We start from the raw sequence: 21761 nt of genomic DNA on the forward strand, positions 1-21761 counted from the left end.
AGTCCCACGGGCAGAAACGTTCGATCCCCGGCTACCGCTATCTTACGACCCTACAAAAAAGAGGTCGACCAGAAAGATCTGGTGACCTCATAATACGAAAGGGCAGGATAGCAGAACTTTCCAGCTAGTGGAAGCGTAATAAAGAACACAGTTGAAAATTGTAAAAGTGGGTGAGGCTAATTAAGATTTTTGGTAGTATTGTCGTGTTGATCTCTTTAACTTTTCTAGTTTTTTCACCGAATATAAGCTATGCATGGTCGTGTGGTAACAGTATAGAACCGAAGGAATTGTATAAAACACATGATTCAGTTTTTATTGGTAGAGTAATGGAAACATCGTTTGAAAATGTAGGTCATTTAAACCCCAAAAGTAGGGTTACGTTTGAAGTTAAATCAACAATTAAAGGAAGTTCACACGACGTAGTCACTGTTGTTACTACTGTTGGGAGTGAGTTTCATGAAGGCAAAGAGTATCTTGTGTATGCTTACAAAACAACAAAGAAGAATTATTTATATAAGTATGAGGTAGGGGAATTAGCAACAGACACAGTTTGCGGCGGTACAAAAGAACTGTCGAATGCAAAAAATGATCTTCAACAAATAGATGAATTGAAAAAATCATATAAAATTATTAATTATTTCATTGTAGCCTTGACTTCTTTACTTGTAATTGTTTTATTTATCTTTATTTTAAAACGAAGCAGATGGAAAAAGGATTAAGCTAATGGGAGACGTTAGTTGAATTTTGATAACGAATAAATTAAACATTCACAAAAAGGGGAGGAAATAGAAATGTCCTCTTATATACCAGTTTATAATAAGTTATTCAAATGCTCTGACGTTTACTCAACAAGACCATTTAAGGCAGGAATTGAAGCTAAGGTAGGAATTGAAGCTGCTTTTGATTATTCATGTGCTTTGTTACGAGGGGATATTAAACCTTCTGAACCAATAGAGGCTAGACATTTGAGTGGGACTCATACACCCTCACTTGTCATCTATACTGGCTTTTCTTTATTGTTACATGATTCGATTATTGAAACGTTCATTCAACAACAAATAACTGGATGGGAATCTTTTTCGGTAACCCTTTATGGAAAAAAGGATGAACTTATTCCCAATTATTCTGGAATTTCCATTACAGGGAGATGCAATCCAGTAGATTATTACCGTAGCGAAATTGTTTTAAAGGAACACCTTGGAGTTATCCGATTTCACGAATGTTTTAAAGGCACATATTTTAAGGATGACGTTTGGGATGGGACGGATTTGTTCATGGATAATGCTGACAAAAGAGGATATACCTTGCATCAGTATGTTTCAGAACGAGTAAAGAACATTTTTGACAACAATAAAATTAAAAATTTGGAATTTACGAATCTGACAGAGACCGAGACTGATGTAATGCACATTCCAAAAGAAAGAAGACCAGAACACTTGAGATAATATCTATACAAGGGGCAAACTTACGCTAACGAGGAACAATAGTTCACAACACAATGGTTTAAATAGATCAGTAACTTTGTTCCAGACTACACCATCAAAGGAGAATACGATCAAAATGAGTGTTAACTCTGCAACAGACCTGAACGGGGGAGAAAAAATGAAAATTCAGAAGTTAAATGCCAATGAGGAACCGCCATTTGAATTACTATTACTAGCGGATCCATCCCGGAAACTCGTTGAAGAATATCTTCAAAGAGGACAGTGTTTTATCGGTTGTTTGAATGGTCAAATAATTGGAGTCTACGTTTTACTGCCAACAAGGCCCGATACAGTTGAATTAGTGAATGTAGCAGTCGATGAAAAACATCAAGGCAAGGGGATCGGAAAACTGCTTGTAAAGCATGCTGTACAAAATGCAACTGAATTAGGTTTTAAAACAATTGAAGTTGGTACCGGAAATTCTGGTATGGGGCAACTTGCTCTATATCAGAAATGCGGATATAGAATAATTGGGATAGACAGAGACTTTTTTGTTAGACATTACAATGAAGAAATATTTGAAAACGGCATACAAGTTATTGACATGATACGACTATCACAAGATTTATAACCAACCGGCCATTCACCTAATGTTGGACGATACCATAATTAAGCAGCACGGCCGCCGCCCCTTCACAATGTTCGGCTGCTGGTTGCTCAATTAGGAACCATAGATTAGTGAGAAATTCATTTTTACTAACGCCGATGATAGAAGATGTATTGGAGCTAATGGTACTAGCCATAAACTTTAATTGGAGGTCGTAGATGAAAAAGCGATATTGGCTGATTCTTGTTGTACCAGCGCTGCTGATTGTTCTGTACTTTGGCTTTCTAGATTCAGTTTATCCGGAACCGCCAAAACCGGCTGTGACGTACGCAGAGTTTCCTCTAAACGCCGTATATATAATGAACGGTCAGCGCCACGAAATTAAGGACACAATAATTGGCGAATACGACGGGATAGGCTGGAACGAAGGAATTGGAAAATTCCGCAAGTGGAAACTAAAGCTTAAAAGCAGCGGGGCAGATCGGTTGACCCTTGTCAAAACAAAAGAGGGAGACATGGAAATCGAGATATTTTTTAGCTTAGGCCACGCCGAATATCTTATGGGGGATCCTGAGAAGGATCGCAATTACAAACAGAATTATCCGAGCAGTCCCCTGATTTCAAAAAAAGAAGGCAACATGACTAGCACAAGTTTGTTCACATCTGGTGAACTGACAGAGAAGTATAATATACGTATCCTTGAGTGGGAGACGAGCCAACCAATTCAAAATCATTTTGAAGAAGAGAGCTGAGACTTGTATGAAAATCCACACAAACAAACCTTGTTTAAAACGGGTAATGTCAGGCCGAAAACCTGCCAGGGATGATTAGTTACGCTCCCTCGAAATGATTCAATTTCCTCACTCAGACTCATGAATTCGCAGGATTTCATCCTATAGTTAAATTGAAGAAAAGGATGAGGAAAGAGCCGGTGGCTAGGAGATGGGGGAATGGACATGAGGAAATAAAGGTAGATAGAAATTACCCATATTGTTCCATTATGCGTACGTCTCCACTTTGCCCTAGTGATTCTCGCTCCCATGTCTCAACGGGTCATAGCCCTTTTGCGTAACGTATCCCGATACTCCTTGCTTCTTGTTATCCTGCGAATGCTTGAGCCGGTGAGGTGCAACCAATCTCTTATGCTGCCTGTAGGAAAACTCTGGTTGAATCATAGGCTTCGTTGCTTTTTGCAAGACCGACAAGCATACGCGCCACTTTACCACATAATTTCATGATGGACTTCATTTTCTTAAGTTTCTTTTTCTTTACGTTGTAATGATGTAAAGCTTGAACCTCTGGATTCGTCATTACCATACACATCGTCATAAGATAGAGGAAATGCCTTAGTCGAGGACGACCGCGTTTGCTTAAGACCATCTTTCCTTTCCATTTCCCTGAGCTTGCTTCGGCTATATTTAATCCAGCATGTCGCAACAGGGCATTTCCGTGTGCATAACCACTGAGATCACCGGTTTCACCGAGAATACCAGCAAGACTTGTTGCACTGACACCTTGTATTTCAAGCAGTTTTTGCGCATACGGAGTACGACTGAGAATGAGCTATCATGTCTGCAATGACTAAAGCATCCTTACGATCGTTTTTAGACGGTGTATTATCTCGGTTTTCTTTGTTCTTCTTAACGAGATGTGGATTAACCAGAACAGCCTCAATGCCTTGATCGATAAGCCAGCGTGCTAGGCTGAACCAGTAATGGCCAGTAGGTTCCATCCCGACAATGACTTTATTAAGTTTGTAGGCTTTGAGTAGATCTTGGATCCAGCGGCCTAACTGCTTGAATCCTTCAAGATGGCTGCCAAACTCTAGTGGATGGCCTAAAGCTATTCCACGAAAGCTGACAGCGCGAGCGACATGACCTCCTGATGTGGATTTAAAGGGCTTTTGACCCGTTGCATAATCCCATCGTACCGAGGCGCTCGTTTTTGTTCAAACGCCAAATTATTCGTTTTACAGGAATTCTAACGGGGAACGTTAGTAAAATAGCTAAAATGATAAAGCAGCCGGTACTCGATTCGAAAGCTTTTGTATATATCTAGTTCTGGGTCATTAGGAGGTTAATGATGAAGAAGCTGCAGATTGACTTTAATGAACCTGATCCATTTCGGTTCAGAATTACTGAATATGAGATCCATTTTTTTAATAGCAACCTAGGTGAAGTAATTACGTTTTATACGGAGAATTTAGAAGTGAGAGCACTCGTAGAGTTAGACGCTGAAAAAAAGCAGTGGTTCGGAAAACATATTGAAGAAATCCGTGCCGTATCAACCGATATTGAAGAGGCTCGAGAAGATGGCTTTAATAATGGGCATCATTTTGGTATTTGGACAACGAAGGATAACATTGTTAGAAAGATGAATCAACTCAATCAATCGGAAGATCTAATCCATCTTGTTACTGGAGTGAGTGTAGAGAGAATTCGGTCTCTACGCTAAACGGGAAACTATAGTTCAATTACAAAAGCTGCAGCATATCGTAAGATCTACTGTAGCTTTTGTTGAAGTAAAGGGCAGGATAGTGCAACAAATTAAATGAGTGGTATCGTATTAAAACATTACCTGTTTAAATTTCCCTTTTCATCTCATATGGAAAAATATAGAATGTATGAGAACAATGATTTAAACGGCTTTCTCACTTTTATCCGATATTGCTGATTTAAAAAATTCGTTTTTTACACCACGTAATGATACTCGCACAAACACTGCTGTTAGCCTACGAGTCCACGTAATATTGAAGGAGGAGAAGAAATGGAGATTATCAATCAGCGGGAGAACACGCAAAAAGTTGTGGTGCGGAATTCCAGTCTAGCAGGAGCTGAGTTCGAAAATTGCCGTGCGGAAGAAGTATCGTTCCGAAATACTTCGCTTCCCAATTTCCGCGTCGAATGCGTAGATTTGAGTGAAGCGAAGTTTAAGGACGTCAATATGTCGAGGATGTTCATCACCGATGCCAACCTGTCGGACCTTGAAATTGATGGGGCTCAGCTGGGTGGAGCTTTTATTCACAATATTGGACTACCGACGAAAGGGCACCCGGCCTATCGGGAAGATCAAGGGCGCCAGCGCCCGCTGCGATTCGAGATGTGTGAGTTGGCGGGCAGCACGATAACCTCCTCTGATCTTAGTGGCATTCACATTGAAGGGTGTAACATCGAAGGACTTACAATTGACGGAGTCGACGTTTCAAAATTGCTCAAGCGCTACCAATCGGAGCGACAAACGGAAGGTAAGGCACTTCAGGAGGAGCCACCTCGGCTGACGCCGCTCTTGAAACGGTCGGGCGCGGTATTCATTCCGGTCCGCGATATCGAGAGGGCAAGAGATTGGTATTGCCGAATTATGGGAATATCTGCCGAGTCTGTTACTGTTATGAACGGTCATCTGTGTTCGCTTCCTGTTGAAGGTTCCGGAATCATTTTGGATACGATGCCGATGTGGGGCGGTGAAGAGCCGGGCGGTCCGCCGACATTCAAAACCCCAGCCTTTATGTTGCTGACGGACGATCTTGCCACCTCATACACATTTATGAAAGAGCAAGGCGCAGAGCTCGTCACCGCAATCGAGCAAGACCACTGGTTCGCCTTCCGCGATCCGGATGGCAACCTGCTGATGGTCTGCAGGGCTTAGCTCAGATATCAATATGAGCAGGGGACTCTCCGTTGTTCCGGGCGGGAATCCCCTACATGGTTTCTACAAGTAGGGGGCGATCAGTTTTAGCGGCGGGTTACATACCCAGGGGAACTAACGATCTGCCCCGGCTACTGAGAAATACACCACCGTACCAAAAGAGGTCAACCAGTAAAAATTGGCTGACCTCATAATACGACGGGGAACGATAGCTCAAAACAGCACGACGGCAGCTAATCGCATGATAAGCTGCTGTCTTCTCAGCTAACGGGCAGTTCAGTTGAAACTTCATTCAAAATTCAATCCTAAAATCAACAATAATTGGTATAATCAGGTGGTATTCCGAATTCAAGTAGGGGACGATGTAATGAGTATTGTAAAAGAGATTAACTGCATTTATATCCCTACAACCGATACAGAAGAATCAGCCAAATGGTACGTGAATAATTTGGGTTTGGAGTTAATCAGACCGGTTGATGAAAATCAGGCTCAACTTCGCATCCCTTCGGGTCAAGCCTTTTTTTTGATTAAGACTCCAACGAGAACGACCCTGAACTTTATACAAAACGAAGGAATAGAACAAAGTGTACTTACCTTGGAAGTCAATGATTTTCACGGACACTACAGTCGAATGAAAAACGGTGGAGTTAAAATTTCAGAGGTTTCAGAGAATGAGGGCTGTGGTCTTAATTTTAATGCCTATGACCCGGATGGTAATAAACTCGATATTTGGAGTGGTTGGCCCAAGTGATTAGTTCAATACAAAAGCAGCCGGCGTTGGCTGCTTTTGTATTGAAAGGGCAGAATACGTTAACAGAAATCTATTAATGGCAGGTAATTTATGAATTTATGTTGAATAAGGTTTACATGCTTTCTACCTTAAAGGAGTGTGTAGACTTTGGAAATGAGGAATGAAAAGGGAGAGGTATTAGCAATTTTGAATGTCGATTCACTTCAAGAGGAAAGCACTATTGATATCGTTATTCGCGAATTAATGCCTGGTATGGGTAAAGGGATATACCTTGCGGCTGATAAAAAAATCAGTCAGCAAACAAATTACGCACCAGTGAAGTGGTTGGATGGTCTCGACGTGTTAAAAGCAAAAGCGTCATCATGGGAACCCGTATTTCCTGCTAATGCAGAATTGATTGAGGTTCAGGTTTACTATGGTTTTGACAATTTGACACCGGAAGAAATCGATGAAATGGCTATTGAGAGTGCAAGCACCGGAAAAGACGTTGTGCGAGACCTTAAACCAAATAATACGTTCGTTGGAGTAAGTCTGTTATATCGTAAAGAAGAAATCACATTTCAATTCCGAATTTTTGGAACCACAAAGAGTCGAATTCATGTTCCTGATGAAGATAAACACACTATTGAGAACTTAACAATTCGCTCTAATGATGCAGTTTACGTTGGAGATAGTGAAGTACAGCAATTGATTTGGGCGGAAATGGGGCCGACTATGGGTAAGGCGTTGCAGTATGAGATATTGGCCGAGCGTAGCCACCGTGATTGGCTAATTTCTATTGCCGAGTCTTTAAGCTAACTGGGAACTATAGTTTAATTAATAAAGCTGCAGCCGGATCCAAGGATCTGCTGCAGCTTTTGTTGAAGTAAAGGGTAGAATAGTTCCAATATGTGGATATTTTTAGTGTACTCTAAAATAACACAAATGATAGGAGGCTAATAAAGTTGAGTAAATCACAAAGAATAATCTTATATAGTTTATTATCACTTGCAGCTATTTACATATTATTTTGCCCTACATTTTCTCTAGAACTAGCTGTGAGAAGGCATTTACTTTTTCTAATCCTCTTCATGTATTTTCAACTGTTCATAAGGGACCAATGTATGGTTATTATTCAGTTCCAGCAATTGAATCAAGTGGAACTGGCCCCTGATAATAAGCAATCTTTATGTATAAAACGGCTACATATTGCTAACGAGTAACTTTAGCATAATAAGACAGGGAAGAGTTGTTTACGTTAGTGATCCTTTTGTAAGGCCAGTTAACGTACCGCAAAATTGATGAATTTAGCCGTGCCCTGCTCTGGAGTCCATTCATATCCTGCAAAGAATGCCTATGGAAGACACTTACCTAAGGAGCTGGGGAATAATTGAGAATTGCTCTAATCTCGACGAATACGATTCCTGTCCCGCCTAAAGGTTACGGGGGCACGCAGCGCGAGGTTCATTATTTGACGGAAGAATTGGTCAAAAGGGGACACGAGGTGTTTCTGTTCGCCAAGAAAGGGTCGAGCTCGAACGCGACCCGAACGTTCGAATACGAATCAAACGATCCGAAAGAACAGCTCGACTTCATCATTAAAAACCTCCCGCCCGACGTAGACATCATACATGATCATTACGGCATCGTCGCCAAGGCGAATCCGCCGATTCCCACCATCGGCCAGTCGCATTCAAAAGGAATCAATAGTAGTGTTCAGATTCCGGTCTACGTCAGTAAATTCATCCTGCGCAAATACGGGAAACGAAGAGGCTACGCCGTGCACAACGGCATTCGCATGGACGATTACACGTTCAAGACCAAGAAGCAGAACTACATGCTCTTCCTGGGGAGACTGATAGAGAAAAAGGGCGTTCACCTGGCCATCAAGGTCGCCAAGAAAACGGGAAAGCGGCTCTTCATCGCAGGGACGCTGAACGACAAGAAATATTACAACTCCAAAATCAAGCCGCATCTGGGCAAAAATATCCGCTATGTCGGCATCGTCGGAGGTGACCGCAAACGCCGGTTGCTCGCAAACGCCAGCTTCGTCCTGTTTACCTCGACGTGGGATGAACCTTTCGGTCTAGTCCTCATCGAATCGATGGCGAGTGGCACGCCCGTGCTTGGCTTTCGGAAAGGCGGCGTCGCTGAGGTGCTTCGGGGCATGTCGCAGCTGCTATGTCGCACGACCTCAGACATGGCGGCAAAGGTCAATAACCGTAAGAAACTGCCCGCGGCCCGAAAACTACGGCGTTATGTTAGAGCACGCTACTCCGATATCATCTTAACGGACTCGGTTCTGAAGCTGTACCAAAAGGTTCTCGACAACAACTTGTACAAAATCAGGAGAAATACGTTGTGGAACCAGCGAAAGGCCAAGCTTCTAGGACTAAGATAGATTTCGTTGTTATTGATAACTCGGAAGGGCTAACTAAAAGGAGAACGATAATTGACCTATCTAGGAGCAGTTTGCCACAACGGCAGCTGTTCCTTTTTATTAAGTTAAAGGGCAGATTACGCTAATGGATTCCTTTTAGAATAAAAATGCTATACTTGTTGTTGCGTTGTATTTTTACTTGATTTATAAGGTGCTCCAAATTGGAAGGGCACCGCATTATTCAAAGAACCCATTGGAGGATTCATATATGACAGTAAACGGATGATTCCTTTATAAATCAAGGACTTCCTAATGCGTTAACAACTTTATACTTTGCTACATCAAAGAATAAATTAGATAAAGAAATCCAAAAAAGGTTATTACAAATGGGACATCATAGTTAATTAAAGGTCGAGCTACGGGGGACAGATATATATCTAAATGAAAAAACGCGGCATTCCGCCAGACGTTTCAAGTTTTTAAAGGTGTATAGAAGTGAATATTAAGATGTTGATAATATGCGTAAATCATTAAACTAACAGGTAACGTTCAATATAGTTGAATAAAGCAGCAGCAGTCTAGGACTTTATTTTCTCGGTCCGTGGCTGCTGCTGTTTCGTTTTTGAGGCTAGTCTAATACTTATTTTTCGGAATATGACGGTTTGTAAATCGAAAAATCACGCGCAGCTGCAATACATTCAGTCTACTTTATTTTCTGTATACAAGATGAGGATTTCTTTGAATATGAAGTTCGTTCCAAAGAAGTGGAATTGAAATATCTGCTCGATTAAATCATTCGATAGCATTTATTTTTTAGTAGACGTAACGAGAGCGGAGAAGAATACAAAAAACAATCAAAAAGGCAACTTCCTCTTTCTTCCACTACCCCGCAGAAAGGGAAATCGCCTCTTCAAGTTACGGATCTACTTATCGGTTGGAGCGTTCAGAGATTACGACCTTCAAAACCTCTCTCATTCCGCTTGGCACCCGGCCGAGCAGCTGCGCAAGCGCCTTGTCCGTGCGAGCAAACTCGCCGTTACGCATCGCTTTGAAAAGCCCCACAAACATATCTGCTCTTTCTTCCGGAAGTCCATGCGCAAGCAGCCCGGCGCGATACTCGTCATCGGTAATAACAATCCGGCGAATTAAGCGGCCTGTCAGCTCGGAAGCCATCGCTGCGATACCGGCCAAATCAACCGTCTCAGAACCGGTTAGAACCGGAGTCACGCCATGCAGTCCTCCTTCGCTGATAACAATAGCCGCTGCCTCCGCTAGATCCGAATGCGTCGTCCAGGCTACCGGCCCGTCCTCCGGCGCGGCCAGCACGCCGGATTCAAGCGCATCGCCTAGCATCATAAGTGCCGAACCTGCGTAAAAGCCGTTGCGAAGCGACGTGAACGCTGTACCGGAGGTTTGAAGCTCCGCTTCGGTAGCGGCATGGTCTACCATTGGCGGGAAATAAGATACAGGTGAAGAGCCCATTTGGCTGGTGTAGTGAATGCGCTGCGCGCCCGCTTTCTTCGCCGCCTTTATTGCCGTCCGATGATGTTCAAGCGCTGCATCCCCTAGACTAGCGGATGACACAATAAGAACCTGCGAAGCCCCTTCAAAGGCATGAATGAGACTATCCGAATCGTTATAGTCGCCGCGTCGCACCCGAACTCCCAGCTCCTCCAGATCCTTGACCTTGCTCGTATCCCTAACGCTTACCCCAAGCTGTTCCGCCGGAACACGCTCCAGCAGCTGATTAACGACAAGCCGGCCGAGCTGGCCGCTTGCTCCCGTAATAATTATCATGAAGACTCCTCCTTATTTGTTTCATGCGCCTCATTGTGTATACTACAATGGTAGTTATCATAATAGGTGGTCTAAACACCTCGAACAATCAGCAATAAAGCGGTTTGGTTGCTTACGCAACACAAGACCCTGTTTGTTGGTATTAGGTCTGATGGGGAGTTGTCATGCACGATGCCGGTAAACTTAAACGATCCGCGCGTCAAACGGACGCGTCAACTGATGATGCAGGCTTTTTTGGAAATACTCGAGGAGAGAAAAAATATCTATTCCATCTCCGTGCAAGATATTGCCGCACGGGCAACGGTTAACCGCGCAACCTTTTATGCGCATTTTGAAGACAAATACGCGTTCCTGGAAAGCTGGATGAGGGACAAATTTCAGAAAAAGCTCGAGAAAGAGCTGCCGAACGGCGCGTTATCCGATATGTTAAGCCTGAAAGCCCTTATTACTTCCGTCTTTGATTTTCTATCCCGCACCAGGCAGTATATGACCCCGGGAGACAGTCCGTTTGAGCCGTTATTCGAGGTTGCGATGCAAAAGGAGCTTTATCTTCTTCTGTACAACTGGTTGGAGAAAGAAAAAACAGCTGCTTCAACGCAAATCGTTGAAACAACTGCACTCGTTGTGAGCTGGGGGATATTCGGGTCTGCCCTGCAGTGGAGCCGCAGTCCTCAAAGACGCCTTATGGATGCCATGGTGCAGGACGTCCTTTTTGTGGCGGCAGCAAGCCTGGCTCCGGTTATCGGTTAGCTTTCGCTTGCTTGCGGCGCATCTGCTCGCGGTATTCCGTAGGCTTCGGTATCGGCAAGCAGCCGCCGGGCTTTATCACGGCGTACATCCTCGTGAATGAACCGGATCGCTTCGTTCAAATCCTGCGTGTTGCGATAGCTGTATTTATAATCATAATAAAATTGTTTTAGTCGAAGCAGTTGCTGTTGCAACACCTGAATATAGTCGAAAATGCCCGGATAAATTGAACCTTAAGCTGCTGTAATTAAAGGAGAAGGAGAGATTGAAAAAAGTATTAATAAGTATGTACTTCTTATTTTTTGTTTATGGACTACAAACTGGTCATGCTCATCCTCAAATGAAAACAGCGGAAAATTTGATACAGAAAGTTCAATTTTCCTCGTTATATATTAAAGAACTGGACTCAAATAATGGTCACGTAGGGGTACATATTGCTGAATTATTTGCTCCTGACACCAAGTTCTCCCAAAATCTTTTGTTGAAGATTGATGGTAATATTGTTTTGCAGGGGATCTATTGGAACAGCAGGATAATGGTCGGCGATGTAGATAATGATCACCTCCCTGAAGTTTTTTTATATGAATATTCAGTCGGAAGCTCTGGTGCTATGGAACTGTCAGTCTTCAGAATGAGGGAGAATCAGTGGATACGTATTTTCGGCGACGATTCAGAGAAAATCACTTCTGCTAATGAGATCCAACGGTTCTCCAGCACATTTTTAGGGAAGAACCAAATCGGATTTTTTGATGAAGTAACTCGTTTATCCGGCAAGCTAGACATGTCGGATTCGCATTTCACAACAGAACAATTAAAAAGTATGGTTTTCCAGACGGATCCTGTCTCAGAATACATTGTTCATTACGAAAACATTGGATGCCAAATTGATACTGTGCGTTGGGTCTTTGCGTTTTCGCACCCAAACGCGGTATTCACTGTACACGATTTATATAGGTTTGATTTTCAGGAGAAAGTCTTTAAGCTAAACGAAACCAAAATACAGAATAAAGATGTCACCATAGCAAAGATGAAATATGATTAAATTAGTATCCGGAATAACAAGGACCGGCAGCAGATCAGAGATCCGCTGCCGGTCCTTTGTTAAAGGGCAAATAAACACCTTGGTAAGGCTGCCGGCATATTCAGCAGCCTTACGAGTTTAAGGTGCTCATTCTTGTTTCCATAAATGGAATAAATGGTACCTCCCAAAATTACTAATTACATCTATGACAGCGTACACACTATACTTGATGATAATCGGTTTTTATAGTTAGGGGGCAGATAGATGGAGTTTTTATTTATTCGACACGGTCACGGAGAACACCTCACCGATTATCCTAATCGGTTGAATACTCTACACCCTAGTCTGACAGAATACGGCGAGTTTCAGGTGACACAACTGCGAGAAAAAATAAGAATTAATCCTGATGATTTGATGCTTGTAAGTCCAACCAAACGTACAATTGAAACAGCATCAATATTGCAAAATACTTTAGACTTCATTATTTCCCCTCTTGTTGGTCCAAGAATGTTCCCTCAAAATCCGGAGTCCCATTTACTAGCTTGTGATCAAGTCCTTTCTAAAACTGAAATTACAAACTTATATGGAGACGTAAAAATTCTTGATTTTGATCTGGACTGTTGGAAGGAAGGTATAAATAGGATCGACCAAGATGTTTTCGAGGGATATGCAAAACAATTATTAGATTGGATCCCAGAAAGTTATAAGAGAGTATTCATTATCTCGCATGATGGTACCATCACGAATTATCGGATAATGCTTGGAGAAAAAGGATTAACAAGGAATGATTTTCTCGGTGAGGCAGGAGTCTACCGGATGATAATATAGTCTCTTTGTCTTTAAGCTAACGAGAAACAATAGTTGAATTTTCCAGGGATCAGACTGCTGTCGCAGCTGCTCCCTGTTTTTATTAAGCGAAGGGCAGATTAGTTTAATAACAAGGGAAAGTGATAGGGTGTTAGAATTTTATTATATAATCTAGAAAGGGACATTCAGTTGATATAAGGAGAAAATGAATGATCGAATATCGTGGAGTTGAAATTTTTTTTGAAAATGGATACATCGGGACAAGAGGGTTATTTAAAATGATTGAAAAAGAATTCATTATATCCATTAAAAAAAGGTTACAGGATGAGTATGTAGAACTAATCAGATACTTAATTAATTATGTAATTGATTCTAAGCCATTAATTAAGCCTGACCAAACCATTGCATACCATTCTTGGCTGCTCAAATGTTGTGAAATTTCTGACCTTAACTATGAAATATGGGAGGTCAAAAGTAATGGTGAAGGTTTTGAAGAAGGTGCAGACTATGCAATAAAAGTAGTTCAAGAACAAAAACAAGAGTGTAAGAAATACGAAGCAACCCCCATATTTCCAATTTTTAATCAAATGATTGCGATTTCTAAAGGTGTGTATGAGGGACTAGCAGTAGATGCTGTGAGGTATCCATCACCAGATCATATGTCTGGATGGTGGCTTACAACTGATCTGTATGATGAAAACATAGAATCATTGATGAGTGTTCATTATTACCATGTAGCATTTATGAGACCAGAATTAATCAAATATCTTGCTTTACCATACGGTTATAGATTTTATAAAACAGATAACGAACAAGATATTTGGTTCGATAAAGATGCATTAAAATAACCTTTTCTCTGAGGGTAGATTAAGCTACGGAGAACGATAGCTCAATAAGACGCACAGCCGACAATCAATTCGGCTACTGCTATTTAATGAAAGTTGTGAATTAAGTCTGGGCTTTAGGTGCAATTGGTAAAGCAATCAAGAATTCATAATCTACTCCTTTGCTTGGAATTTAAATTCTACATCGAAAAAGCCATCCTATATTAGTTCATTATGGCCGGCCACAAAACCGACGAAACTACCGTCGTTCATCTTCAACGTCTGCTTCTGAACCGTAAACCAGGACGTATGGATTTGCTTCTTCAGTTGCTCCAACGCTTCGTCATCCGTCAATGGCTTCCCGCCGTCATCCGTCCATATCGTAACATTGAAACTAGAGTTTGGATTCGCATTTAGCGATCCACTCCAGTTCCAGGCTCCCGGATGGGCTCGAATCCAAACCAACTTGTGGCGGTCGGTTCGCTCGGGTTATAAAGCGGTGCCGCGATCGACCAGTTATCCTTACTGCTGCCTATACGATGCTTGCCGTCGATAAGAATATCAGCCGCTCTCATAATACGAATCGTCTTATTAAAAATAACTGCCACCAAACAAGCAATTCCGTTTTTCCATTGTTGCGGCATAATTTGCAGGTTCATTGTAATGTGTACCTCCTCTTTTTCACTCCCCAAAAAAACTGTAAAGTTAGTGAAATGTTATCATAAATATATTATAGTTTGGTATTAAATGTATATAGATGCTTCTTTATACATACGCGCCCATTGCTAACCGTGTTAGAGTAGTTAAAAGATTAATAGATTGATATACCTGCTAACGACATTGCTGATAGGTGACAAGAACATTGTAACATTCCCGACAAAAAGTCAGGGTGCGAGAACAGTTTATGAAAGCATCCCACTGAAAACAGATTATTGTCGCCTAATAGTGAGGTTGTTGGGATCTCAGTTGATCAGCAACCGAAGCTTTATTAAACTAAAGGGTAGGATATTTACAAAAAAAGCAAAATAAAAAGATATTACGAATAGGAATAATAATCCTTCAAAGGGAGGAACTCAAGTGAGTGCCGTTGTGAAAGATATTGTCTTGGGCATTCCGGTTACTAAATCAGGAAGTTTTGAAGAATATGAAAGAGCAATCGATTGGTATGTGAAAGTCCTAGGCTTCGAGCTCATTTGGAAGATGGGCATTGCCAGCCTTAAACTAGCAAACGGACAAGAAATCTTACTTTTCGGGGAAGAAGAGGACGAGAACAGCATATGGTACACAGGAAACGTTAAGCTGAATCCACATTATTCGATACAATTTACAACGGATAACATCGAGCAGCTGCAATCCGATTTGATTCGCAGCGGTGTAACTGTGGGAGATATTCATGACATTGGCGGTCCTGACAAAGTCATGATGTTCTATGACCCATATGGAAATCGTTTCTGGGCTTGTCAGGAGAAATAAAAATACTTTTCTACACACGAAAAAGCAGCACGCGATCCGTAGCTGCTTCTTTTTATTAAGTTATTAAGGGCAGGATAGTTTAATAGTGAGACTAGTGTTTCTCCTAATAATAGGTTATTATTGGAAAAATTATTGTGAGGAGAGATACAGATGTCGAACATACAGGCAATTGTATTAGACTTGGACGGAACATTGCTCGGCAGTGACAAATCCATATCACCTAGAAATTATCAGTCTGTTAAAAAATGCTATGATTCTGGAATTCATATAATTGTTGCTACAGCACGACCGCCTAGAGCGGCTAATCAATTTTTAAAGAATTTTCCTTTTGTAGACTACTTGGTTTATTACAATGGTGCTCTAACAATATGCAAGTCTAAGCAAACTCAGCGGCACATCAGTATCCCTATGCAGATTAGCCAACAGATCAACAATTTCATCGAGTTACATGCACCTCAATCGATAATTAATTACGAGTTCAATGACTCATGCTATACGTGTACGCCGACTCTTGACTCGCAACTTAGTCATTTCGGTATCCGTTCAAATGATCCTAAACCTCTGGTTGTGGATAGGGAGTTTATTAGTTCACTTTCCCCAACCAAGATATTGGTTCATGGTTACAGCACAAGGATGGATGTTATCGAGCAATTCGGTGATCATGTGAACGTAATCGCAACTGATGGAGGAGTGTTGGTTCAAATCATGCAACAATCAGCCTCAAAAGAAGAAGCCGTGCAATGGGTGCTTGATGATATCGGGGTGAAGTCAGAAAATGTGATGGTATTCGGGGATGACTATAACGATTTAGGACTATTCCATAAGTGCGGATTTCCGATCGCTATGGAAAACGCGATAATTGAACTGAAAGATTGTGCAGAACACATTACCGAATCAAATGATAACGATGGTGTTGCTGTTGCTCTTGAGAAGTTTGTGGTGTAACTTCAAGGAACTGCACTTAATGAAGCTCTGGGGTTGATAAAGGGAAGTCAGACGGATTGGTATCTTCACTTTTTATCGTTAGGCTATGTTAATCCTGAATGTTGGAGGTATATATTTAATGGAGGTTTCATTATGCAAAGCAGAATTAAAAGATGCAGTGACTATTCATGAAATGAAGGTCAAAGCATTTATGCCGTTGTTAGAAAAATATGAGGATTTTGAAACAAGCCCCGCCAATGAAAGTGTAGAAAGAATTATCACTCAAATCAATCAATCGTTTACAGATTATTTCATAATTCATCTTCTCGAGGTTGCTGTTGGTGGAATTAGAGTCGTGAAAAAAGATAATCAAATTTATAGTATTAGCCCAATTTTTATACTGCCAGAACATCAAGGAAAAGGAATTGCTCAAAAAGTCTTTACAATGGTTGAGCAGATATATGATGATGCAAAGTCATGGAAATTGGGCACCATCTTACAAGAGAAAGGAAACTGTTATTTGTATGAAAAGATAGGCTATAAAAAAATGGGTGCAACAAAAGTAATTAACGACAAAATGACAATGGTATTTTATGAAAAGCATTTATAGCTAACGGGAAACGATAGTTCAGAACAACCATACGATTCATTGAATCAGCTGCCGTATTTGTGGAAGTAAAGGGCAGTTTAGTTCCATTAAGTGGTATAATATGTTTAATAATGTTATCTCGTGAGGAGCGTCAGAAGTGAACGCGAGACCTGCATCTTTAAGTGATGTAGAGGAACTTTCTAGGTTAAATCAAGCGTTTAATGGAAGTGAAAAGAGACCTCCAGCGGCACAACTTTTAGAAATATGCTATCCGAAAAGATGAAAAATGGTATTTTATAAACTACATTTAACAGGAGAGTGAGAAGTTTATGAATATCTTTATCACAGGTGGGACGGGGTACATAGGAAGCAGCACGGTAAACGTAGCGCTTCGCCAAGGTCATCAAGTTACGGTCTTGACACGAAGCAAAGAAAAGGCAAAAGAGCTTGAAGATACAGGGGGGCGGGCTATTATTGGCGATCTGCTCACAGATGGCGATTGGCAAAGCGCCCTTTCGGAAGCGGACTATGTTATTCATTTGGCGGCCCCTCCAACCTGGGGTAAGAAAGTAACTTTGAAAGTCGCGAACGCCTATCAAAAAGGGCACTATCAAATGACCGTCCGTCTGCTCGACAACATCAATCCGAAGAAGCTAAAGAAGCTCGTATATGTGGCAGGCACCAGCTATTTCGGCGATAGCGGCGACAATGAGCCGGTCACGGAATCATACCGCTCGCAGCCGAAAGGATGGGGACCTTACATCGCTCCTTCCGTCGACGTGCTTTCTGGTTATGTGGATAAAGGCATGCCCGTCGTGATAACTTTCCCGGGACAAGTGTACGGCGCGAAGTCGTGGTTTCCGCAGTTGTTCCTGAAGCCACTCTCTCAAAACAAGCCGGTTACCGGCCTCAAGGGGCATAATCCAATATTTTCTCCTATTCATGTAGAAGACTGCGCCCGAGCTTTCTTGTTCTTGCTGGAGCAAGGCCAGACAGGGGAACGATATTTACTGGTCGACGATCAGCCGATCAGAAGTGCAGACATTACGACGCTTAGCGCCCAGGCGCTCCATAGACAGGATAAAAAACGTTACGTGCCAACTTGGTTATGCCGGATGCTGCTTGGTCCCGTGTTAACCGAATACGCCACGGCGCATACAAATTTCTCGAACAGCAAGCTTAAAGCGTCCGGCTTCACCTATTTGTACCCGACGATACAGTCAGGTATAGAGGATGTCGTAAAGGAATGGAAGGAACTCTCAACATCTAAGGGGCGGATCGAATAAAATATGAAATAGAGCAAGGCTGAATTATTCAGCTAACGGGAAACGATGTTGAATAATAGTAAAGCAGACCAAGACTGCAATGTGCAGTTTTGATCTGCTTTTGTTGTTGCCGCAGCAAAAATACGAAATACAAATCTATGAAGATTTCGCCTGATTGTTAGCGGCCTCGATATAAGCTTTCAAGGTCTTAATGAACATGCGCATGGCGTATCCAACATATCTGTCTCTGCGATAGATCAGACAAACATCCTGAGAAGGCGTGGGATTCCTCAGGTGCACGACCTTAATATCTGTATTGTGAAGGTTATCCAGCAGTAATCTCGGCAGAACACAAGCACCAACGCCACTCTGTACCATTTGTAGCAGGGAGGATAACGTTGTAGTCACGATATGCGGCTGTATTTTACCTCCTTTATCCATGCAAAAACGGTCGATCAGTTTACGGCATTGATGGTCTGGTGGGAACATAACCAGCTTTAATGAAAACAGCCTGTTTAAGGGGATGAAGTTCTCCGCGGCAAGGGGATCATTTTTACTTACCGCCAATGAGAACTCCTCGTGAAACAAGGGAATTGACGTGAGACGTTCGTCGATGACAGGACCAATGGTTACGCCGATATCGATGCTTCGATCCAGGACTTGTTCTGTTACTTTCATGGTTTCCAGAAGTGATAGCGAGAGGGTGGGATACGTCTGATGAAGGTTAAGCAGTAGGGCATTAAACATGAGGTCCGCGTCACCAGGCAAGACGCCTATGGATAACGATCCTCCTTGCATTTGCTTCAGGTCGTTTATTGCGTCGTTCGCTTGCTGCAGATGCCCGAGCGCGGCAGCACCATGTTCGTGAAGAATCGCTCCTGCTTCTGTGAGTACAATCGTTTTTCCTATGCGATCGAATAACAGAACCCCTAGTTCTTCCTCCAATCTTCTTATCTGCTGGCTTACATTTGGTGGGCTAACCCCCATTTTTTCGGCTGCTCTCGTAAAATGAAGCTCTTCACAAATCGCTATAAAATACTGCAACTGTCTTAACTCCATAATTCTTCACTGCCTTTCCGTTGCCTCGATAAATGCAAATTTCATTCATATTGTAAGTGTCATACCATCTTCTTTTTATGTCAATCAATTATCGTTAACTTATACTTAACGTTTCGGTAACGCCCACTGCATTGATGGACTGTTCTTGGTTGCCTACAATGAGGAGGTAATCTGGTTTGCTAATATGAACTAAAGGACAGAAACTAAATCGGGAGGCGTTAATTATGACACAATCCATTATTAATACCGCTAAAGTACTGCATCAGGTTGTAATTGGTCAGCTTCAGGCTGTTACAGAGGAGTTGTACGACAAGCAGCCTGAAGGCTTCAACAATACCATCCGTTGGAACGTTGGTCACATCATTTATTGGATGGATACGTATTCTACCTTAAGTTTCGGCTCCTTATCGGCTATACCGAACACGTATGAAAAGCTGTTCAACTCTGGAACAACACCTCTGGAATGGACGTTTGCTCCACCATCGAAGGAAGAACTAGTTGAGGAGCTAATGGATCAACTTTCCCGCCTATCTGAACTGACATCTGAAATGTTGGAAGAGGAGCTTGCAGCTCCTTATGTCTTCGGACCATTCCAATTCCACACCGCCGGCGAGTTGTTTAACTTCGCTCTGATTCACGAAGCCATTCATCTTGGAACGATATCGAGCCAGCTAAAGATCCTGTCGCGGTAGCCATATAATACACCATAATGAGGAGGATGCTGTCATGGTGAAATCCGTAGATTCAGTTCCAGTCCGAACTTACGAAGTATTTGACGCTTTTAGGCGGGCTTTCGAAACAGGGCATACAGCCGATTTTCTTAAGAAGGTTACGGAAGGTTTTCGTTTCTTCGTTCCGCTCCCGCTAGAGGGTTGGAGTCATGAGCAGCAAGGCAAGAAGCGTTTCGAGGAATTAATTCTATTTGAGCGCTCAGTATTGCAGGTACAGCTGACACCGCATATCTTGATTGAGAATGAGGACAACGGGATGGTAGTATTTCACGCGGAAGGTTCGTTGAATGGGCGACCATATCGAAATGAGCTTGCAGTTGTCTTTGAATTCGAGGGAGAGCGGATCCGCTCCTTCCGTGAATATGTAGGTTTACCATTAAAAAATTACGAAACCCCATAGTTTGACAGAATAATAAAAAGGCATATCTGCAGTAAAGATTCCAAAGGACTGTCACGAAAAAAAGGAGCAGTTAGCCTTACGGCAGCAGCTCCTTTTTCATTAAGCGAAAGGGCGTAGACAGGGTTAATAAATAAACTGGCTACTTGTAGAGGAGCATATCAGTTGCCGTAGATGTCGAAGTCCTTTGGTGTCCTTTAAATGGTCATACCACATCATCTGAATCAGTGGAATAAGCCAGTTCTTTCTGCGCTTCCAAAAAGCGCTAGTCTTTCCAATAGGGTTGCCCGGATTTGCTGATAGGCGTCAATGCCTGCCTCCGTATCCCGGTATTCGTCCATCTGCCCACCGAATACGGCGTTGTTTGTGATAAAATTTGTTCGGATTCCGCCAGGCTCCACCATAGTGGTCTTAATATTGAACGGAGCTACTTCCTTAGACAGCGCTTCAAAAGCTCCTTCGACCGCCTATTCCGTAGAACAATACAAACCCATGCCCGGAATTGAATAATGACCCGCCATACTCGAAATCTGTACAATGTGACCGCCACCCTGCTTGCGGAAAAAAGGCAGGACTGCACGCGCTGCACGTAGGGAGCCAAGCACATTGGTCATAAACTGGTGCTCAATTTGCCTATCGCTTGCTTCCTCCACTGCGCCATACAATCCGTAGGCTGCAATTATTGACAAACACATCGATCGTACCCAGTTCTGAAAATGCACGTTCCACGACTTCAGCCATTTGCTGAGGGTCTGTCAGATCTAAATTAGCCTGCCAAAGTTGGGAGCCTTAATCACTCTGGACGACGTAACACAAGCTATGCAAGACAAAGGTCTAAAGCTTCTTCAAGTACATCCAAAAGGCGGAACATCACCGTTTGAGGAGCTGAATGGAGCTGCGGCAGTGACTTATGCCATAGATGCATATAGCTTGGGCGATGTCACAGATGAAGTGGATGGAGATAAAGTCGATTTTTCGACTGCAGCAATTGTGAATGTGTACATCTACGTGTTTGACAACGAGCAAGCTCGAATTAAGAGGGAGGCAGCTAATCATATGATGAGCTGCCTTTTTCTCAACTAACCGGCAGATTAATTGCAATATGTAGTAAAATGAATTTTAGGTAGCATAACAGTTTTTGGGGGATCAGAGATGCCAGCGTATGAATTTGAGTTAAAACCAAAAGAACTACTCCGACTGTTATTCTATAAAAAGATCTGTCCTGATTGCAATAATAAATTGGTAAAAAATAACGAAAAGACCTTTCTCAAACGTAGTTGGTACAATTTCAACGGTACTCATTATTACGGAAACCAATATCGATTGATAGTGAAGGTGAAG

26 protein-coding genes and 1 pseudogene are annotated in these 21761 nt (G+C 42.3%); 20 read left to right on the plus strand and 7 right to left on the minus strand.

All coding sequences use genetic code 11. The features are described from left to right. Positions 1 to 326: 326 nt before the first annotated feature. The 4 genes from WFJ73_RS29530 (at position 327) to WFJ73_RS29545 (ending at position 2783) form a co-directional block, all read left to right on the plus strand. Complete coding sequence (locus tag WFJ73_RS29530) at positions 327 to 719, plus strand: hypothetical protein (RefSeq protein WP_336776479.1); 393 nt, start codon at positions 327 to 329, stop codon at positions 717 to 719. 72 nt (positions 720 to 791) lie between these two features. Then, complete coding sequence (locus WFJ73_RS29535) at positions 792 to 1445, plus strand: hypothetical protein (RefSeq protein ID WP_336776480.1); 654 nt, start codon at positions 792 to 794, stop codon at positions 1443 to 1445. Positions 1446 to 1602: 157 nt separating this feature from the next. Then, positions 1603 to 2055 carry a GNAT family N-acetyltransferase gene (locus WFJ73_RS29540; protein WP_336776582.1) on the plus strand — a complete coding sequence of 151 codons (453 nt, stop codon included), beginning with the start codon at positions 1603 to 1605 and terminating at the stop codon, positions 2053 to 2055. 194 nt (positions 2056 to 2249) lie between these two features. Continuing rightward, positions 2250 to 2783: a hypothetical protein gene (locus WFJ73_RS29545; protein ID WP_336776481.1), complete on the plus strand. Its 534-nt coding sequence runs from the start codon at positions 2250 to 2252 to the stop codon at positions 2781 to 2783. A gap of 388 nt (positions 2784 to 3171) precedes the next feature. On the opposite strand, the pseudogene WFJ73_RS29550 reads toward WFJ73_RS29545, so the two are convergent. Then, positions 3172 to 3907 (minus strand): annotated as a pseudogene (locus WFJ73_RS29550) (transposase); the annotation flags it as partial. Between the two features lie 206 nt (positions 3908 to 4113). On the opposite strand from WFJ73_RS29550, the gene WFJ73_RS29555 reads away from it, so the two are divergent. From WFJ73_RS29555 to WFJ73_RS29575, 5 genes are all read left to right on the plus strand, one after another. Beyond that, a complete protein-coding gene (locus WFJ73_RS29555) occupies positions 4114 to 4485 on the plus strand; it encodes a hypothetical protein (RefSeq protein ID WP_336776482.1) in 372 nt (123 codons plus the stop codon). A 312-nt stretch (positions 4486 to 4797) separates the two neighbouring features. Continuing rightward, positions 4798 to 5676, plus strand: coding sequence for a pentapeptide repeat-containing protein (locus WFJ73_RS29560; RefSeq protein ID WP_336776483.1), 879 nt, complete (start codon positions 4798 to 4800; stop codon positions 5674 to 5676). A gap of 367 nt (positions 5677 to 6043) precedes the next feature. Beyond that, positions 6044 to 6427 carry a VOC family protein gene (locus WFJ73_RS29565; RefSeq protein ID WP_336776484.1) on the plus strand — a complete coding sequence of 128 codons (384 nt, stop codon included), beginning with the start codon at positions 6044 to 6046 and terminating at the stop codon, positions 6425 to 6427. Between the two features lie 147 nt (positions 6428 to 6574). Further along, positions 6575 to 7225: a hypothetical protein gene (locus WFJ73_RS29570; RefSeq protein WP_336776485.1), complete on the plus strand. Its 651-nt coding sequence runs from the start codon at positions 6575 to 6577 to the stop codon at positions 7223 to 7225. Between the two features lie 571 nt (positions 7226 to 7796). Further along, a complete protein-coding gene (locus WFJ73_RS29575) occupies positions 7797 to 8807 on the plus strand; it encodes a glycosyltransferase family 4 protein (protein WP_336776486.1) in 1011 nt (336 codons plus the stop codon). Between the two features lie 906 nt (positions 8808 to 9713). Here WFJ73_RS29575 and WFJ73_RS29580 read toward each other — a convergent pair. Beyond that, positions 9714 to 10583: an NAD(P)H-binding protein gene (locus WFJ73_RS29580; protein ID WP_336776487.1), complete on the minus strand. Its 870-nt coding sequence runs from the start codon at positions 10581 to 10583 to the stop codon at positions 9714 to 9716. A 171-nt stretch (positions 10584 to 10754) separates the two neighbouring features. Between WFJ73_RS29580 and WFJ73_RS29585 the strand changes: the two genes are divergently transcribed. Continuing rightward, entirely contained in the window at positions 10755 to 11333 is a 579-nt protein-coding gene (locus tag WFJ73_RS29585) for a TetR/AcrR family transcriptional regulator (RefSeq protein ID WP_336776488.1), read from the plus strand. Here the strand turns inward: WFJ73_RS29585 and WFJ73_RS29590 are convergent. Beyond that, positions 11330 to 11527, minus strand: coding sequence for a hypothetical protein (locus tag WFJ73_RS29590; RefSeq protein ID WP_336776489.1), 198 nt, complete (start codon positions 11525 to 11527; stop codon positions 11330 to 11332). The genes WFJ73_RS29585 and WFJ73_RS29590 overlap by 4 nt on opposite strands. A gap of 68 nt (positions 11528 to 11595) precedes the next feature. On the opposite strand from WFJ73_RS29590, the gene WFJ73_RS29595 reads away from it, so the two are divergent. From WFJ73_RS29595 to WFJ73_RS29605, 3 genes are all read left to right on the plus strand, one after another. Beyond that, positions 11596 to 12372 carry a hypothetical protein gene (locus WFJ73_RS29595; RefSeq protein WP_336776490.1) on the plus strand — a complete coding sequence of 259 codons (777 nt, stop codon included), beginning with the start codon at positions 11596 to 11598 and terminating at the stop codon, positions 12370 to 12372. 243 nt (positions 12373 to 12615) lie between these two features. After that, positions 12616 to 13179 carry a histidine phosphatase family protein gene (locus WFJ73_RS29600; RefSeq protein WP_336776491.1) on the plus strand — a complete coding sequence of 188 codons (564 nt, stop codon included), beginning with the start codon at positions 12616 to 12618 and terminating at the stop codon, positions 13177 to 13179. 188 nt (positions 13180 to 13367) lie between these two features. Then, on the plus strand, positions 13368 to 14006 hold the full coding sequence (locus tag WFJ73_RS29605) for an immunity protein Imm33 domain-containing protein (RefSeq protein WP_336776492.1): 639 nt from the start codon (positions 13368 to 13370) through the stop codon (positions 14004 to 14006). 195 nt (positions 14007 to 14201) lie between these two features. Here WFJ73_RS29605 and WFJ73_RS29610 read toward each other — a convergent pair whose 3' ends face one another. Further along, the gene (locus WFJ73_RS29610) at positions 14202 to 14336 is read right to left on the minus strand and encodes a hypothetical protein (protein ID WP_336776493.1); all 135 of its coding nucleotides are present in this window, start codon (positions 14334 to 14336) and stop codon (positions 14202 to 14204) included. Positions 14337 to 14395: 59 nt separating this feature from the next. Then, positions 14396 to 14641 (minus strand): hypothetical protein, encoded by a 246-nt coding sequence (locus WFJ73_RS29615; protein ID WP_336776494.1) that lies wholly within the window; start codon positions 14639 to 14641, stop codon positions 14396 to 14398. Between the two features lie 418 nt (positions 14642 to 15059). Between WFJ73_RS29615 and WFJ73_RS29620 the strand changes: the two genes are divergently transcribed. The 4 genes from WFJ73_RS29620 to WFJ73_RS29635 all read left to right on the plus strand — a co-directional run bounded on the left by WFJ73_RS29620 (position 15060) and on the right by WFJ73_RS29635 (position 18254). Further along, complete coding sequence (locus WFJ73_RS29620) at positions 15060 to 15455, plus strand: VOC family protein (protein WP_336776495.1); 396 nt, start codon at positions 15060 to 15062, stop codon at positions 15453 to 15455. A gap of 150 nt (positions 15456 to 15605) precedes the next feature. Next, positions 15606 to 16400 (plus strand): Cof-type HAD-IIB family hydrolase, encoded by a 795-nt coding sequence (locus WFJ73_RS29625; protein WP_336776496.1) that lies wholly within the window; start codon positions 15606 to 15608, stop codon positions 16398 to 16400. Between the two features lie 118 nt (positions 16401 to 16518). Next, a complete protein-coding gene (locus tag WFJ73_RS29630) occupies positions 16519 to 16989 on the plus strand; it encodes a GNAT family N-acetyltransferase (protein WP_336776497.1) in 471 nt (156 codons plus the stop codon). A gap of 308 nt (positions 16990 to 17297) precedes the next feature. Continuing rightward, positions 17298 to 18254, plus strand: coding sequence for an NAD-dependent epimerase/dehydratase family protein (locus tag WFJ73_RS29635; RefSeq protein WP_336776498.1), 957 nt, complete (start codon positions 17298 to 17300; stop codon positions 18252 to 18254). 135 nt (positions 18255 to 18389) lie between these two features. Here WFJ73_RS29635 and WFJ73_RS29640 read toward each other — a convergent pair whose 3' ends face one another. After that, on the minus strand, positions 18390 to 19292 hold the full coding sequence (locus WFJ73_RS29640) for a LysR family transcriptional regulator (protein WP_336776499.1): 903 nt from the start codon (positions 19290 to 19292) through the stop codon (positions 18390 to 18392). Between the two features lie 224 nt (positions 19293 to 19516). Here WFJ73_RS29640 and WFJ73_RS29645 point away from each other — a divergent pair, with 224 nt between their 5' ends. After that, positions 19517 to 19984, plus strand: a complete 468-nt coding sequence (locus WFJ73_RS29645; RefSeq protein WP_336776500.1) for a DinB family protein — start codon at positions 19517 to 19519, stop codon at positions 19982 to 19984. Between the two features lie 34 nt (positions 19985 to 20018). After that, entirely contained in the window at positions 20019 to 20423 is a 405-nt protein-coding gene (locus WFJ73_RS29650; RefSeq protein ID WP_336776501.1) for a nuclear transport factor 2 family protein, read from the plus strand. A 464-nt stretch (positions 20424 to 20887) separates the two neighbouring features. On the opposite strand, the gene WFJ73_RS29655 is transcribed toward WFJ73_RS29650, so the two are convergent. Then, positions 20888 to 21115 (minus strand): SDR family NAD(P)-dependent oxidoreductase, encoded by a 228-nt coding sequence (locus WFJ73_RS29655; RefSeq protein ID WP_336776502.1) that lies wholly within the window; start codon positions 21113 to 21115, stop codon positions 20888 to 20890. 124 nt (positions 21116 to 21239) lie between these two features. Here WFJ73_RS29655 and WFJ73_RS29660 point away from each other — a divergent pair, with 124 nt between their 5' ends. Next, positions 21240 to 21503, plus strand: a complete 264-nt coding sequence (locus WFJ73_RS29660) for a hypothetical protein (RefSeq protein WP_336776503.1) — start codon at positions 21240 to 21242, stop codon at positions 21501 to 21503. The last annotated feature ends 258 nt before the right edge of the window (positions 21504 to 21761 follow it).

The organism is Paenibacillus sp. MMO-58, assembly GCF_037146255.1.
In the GTDB taxonomy this organism is placed as follows: Bacteria; Bacillota; Bacilli; order Paenibacillales; family Paenibacillaceae; genus Pristimantibacillus.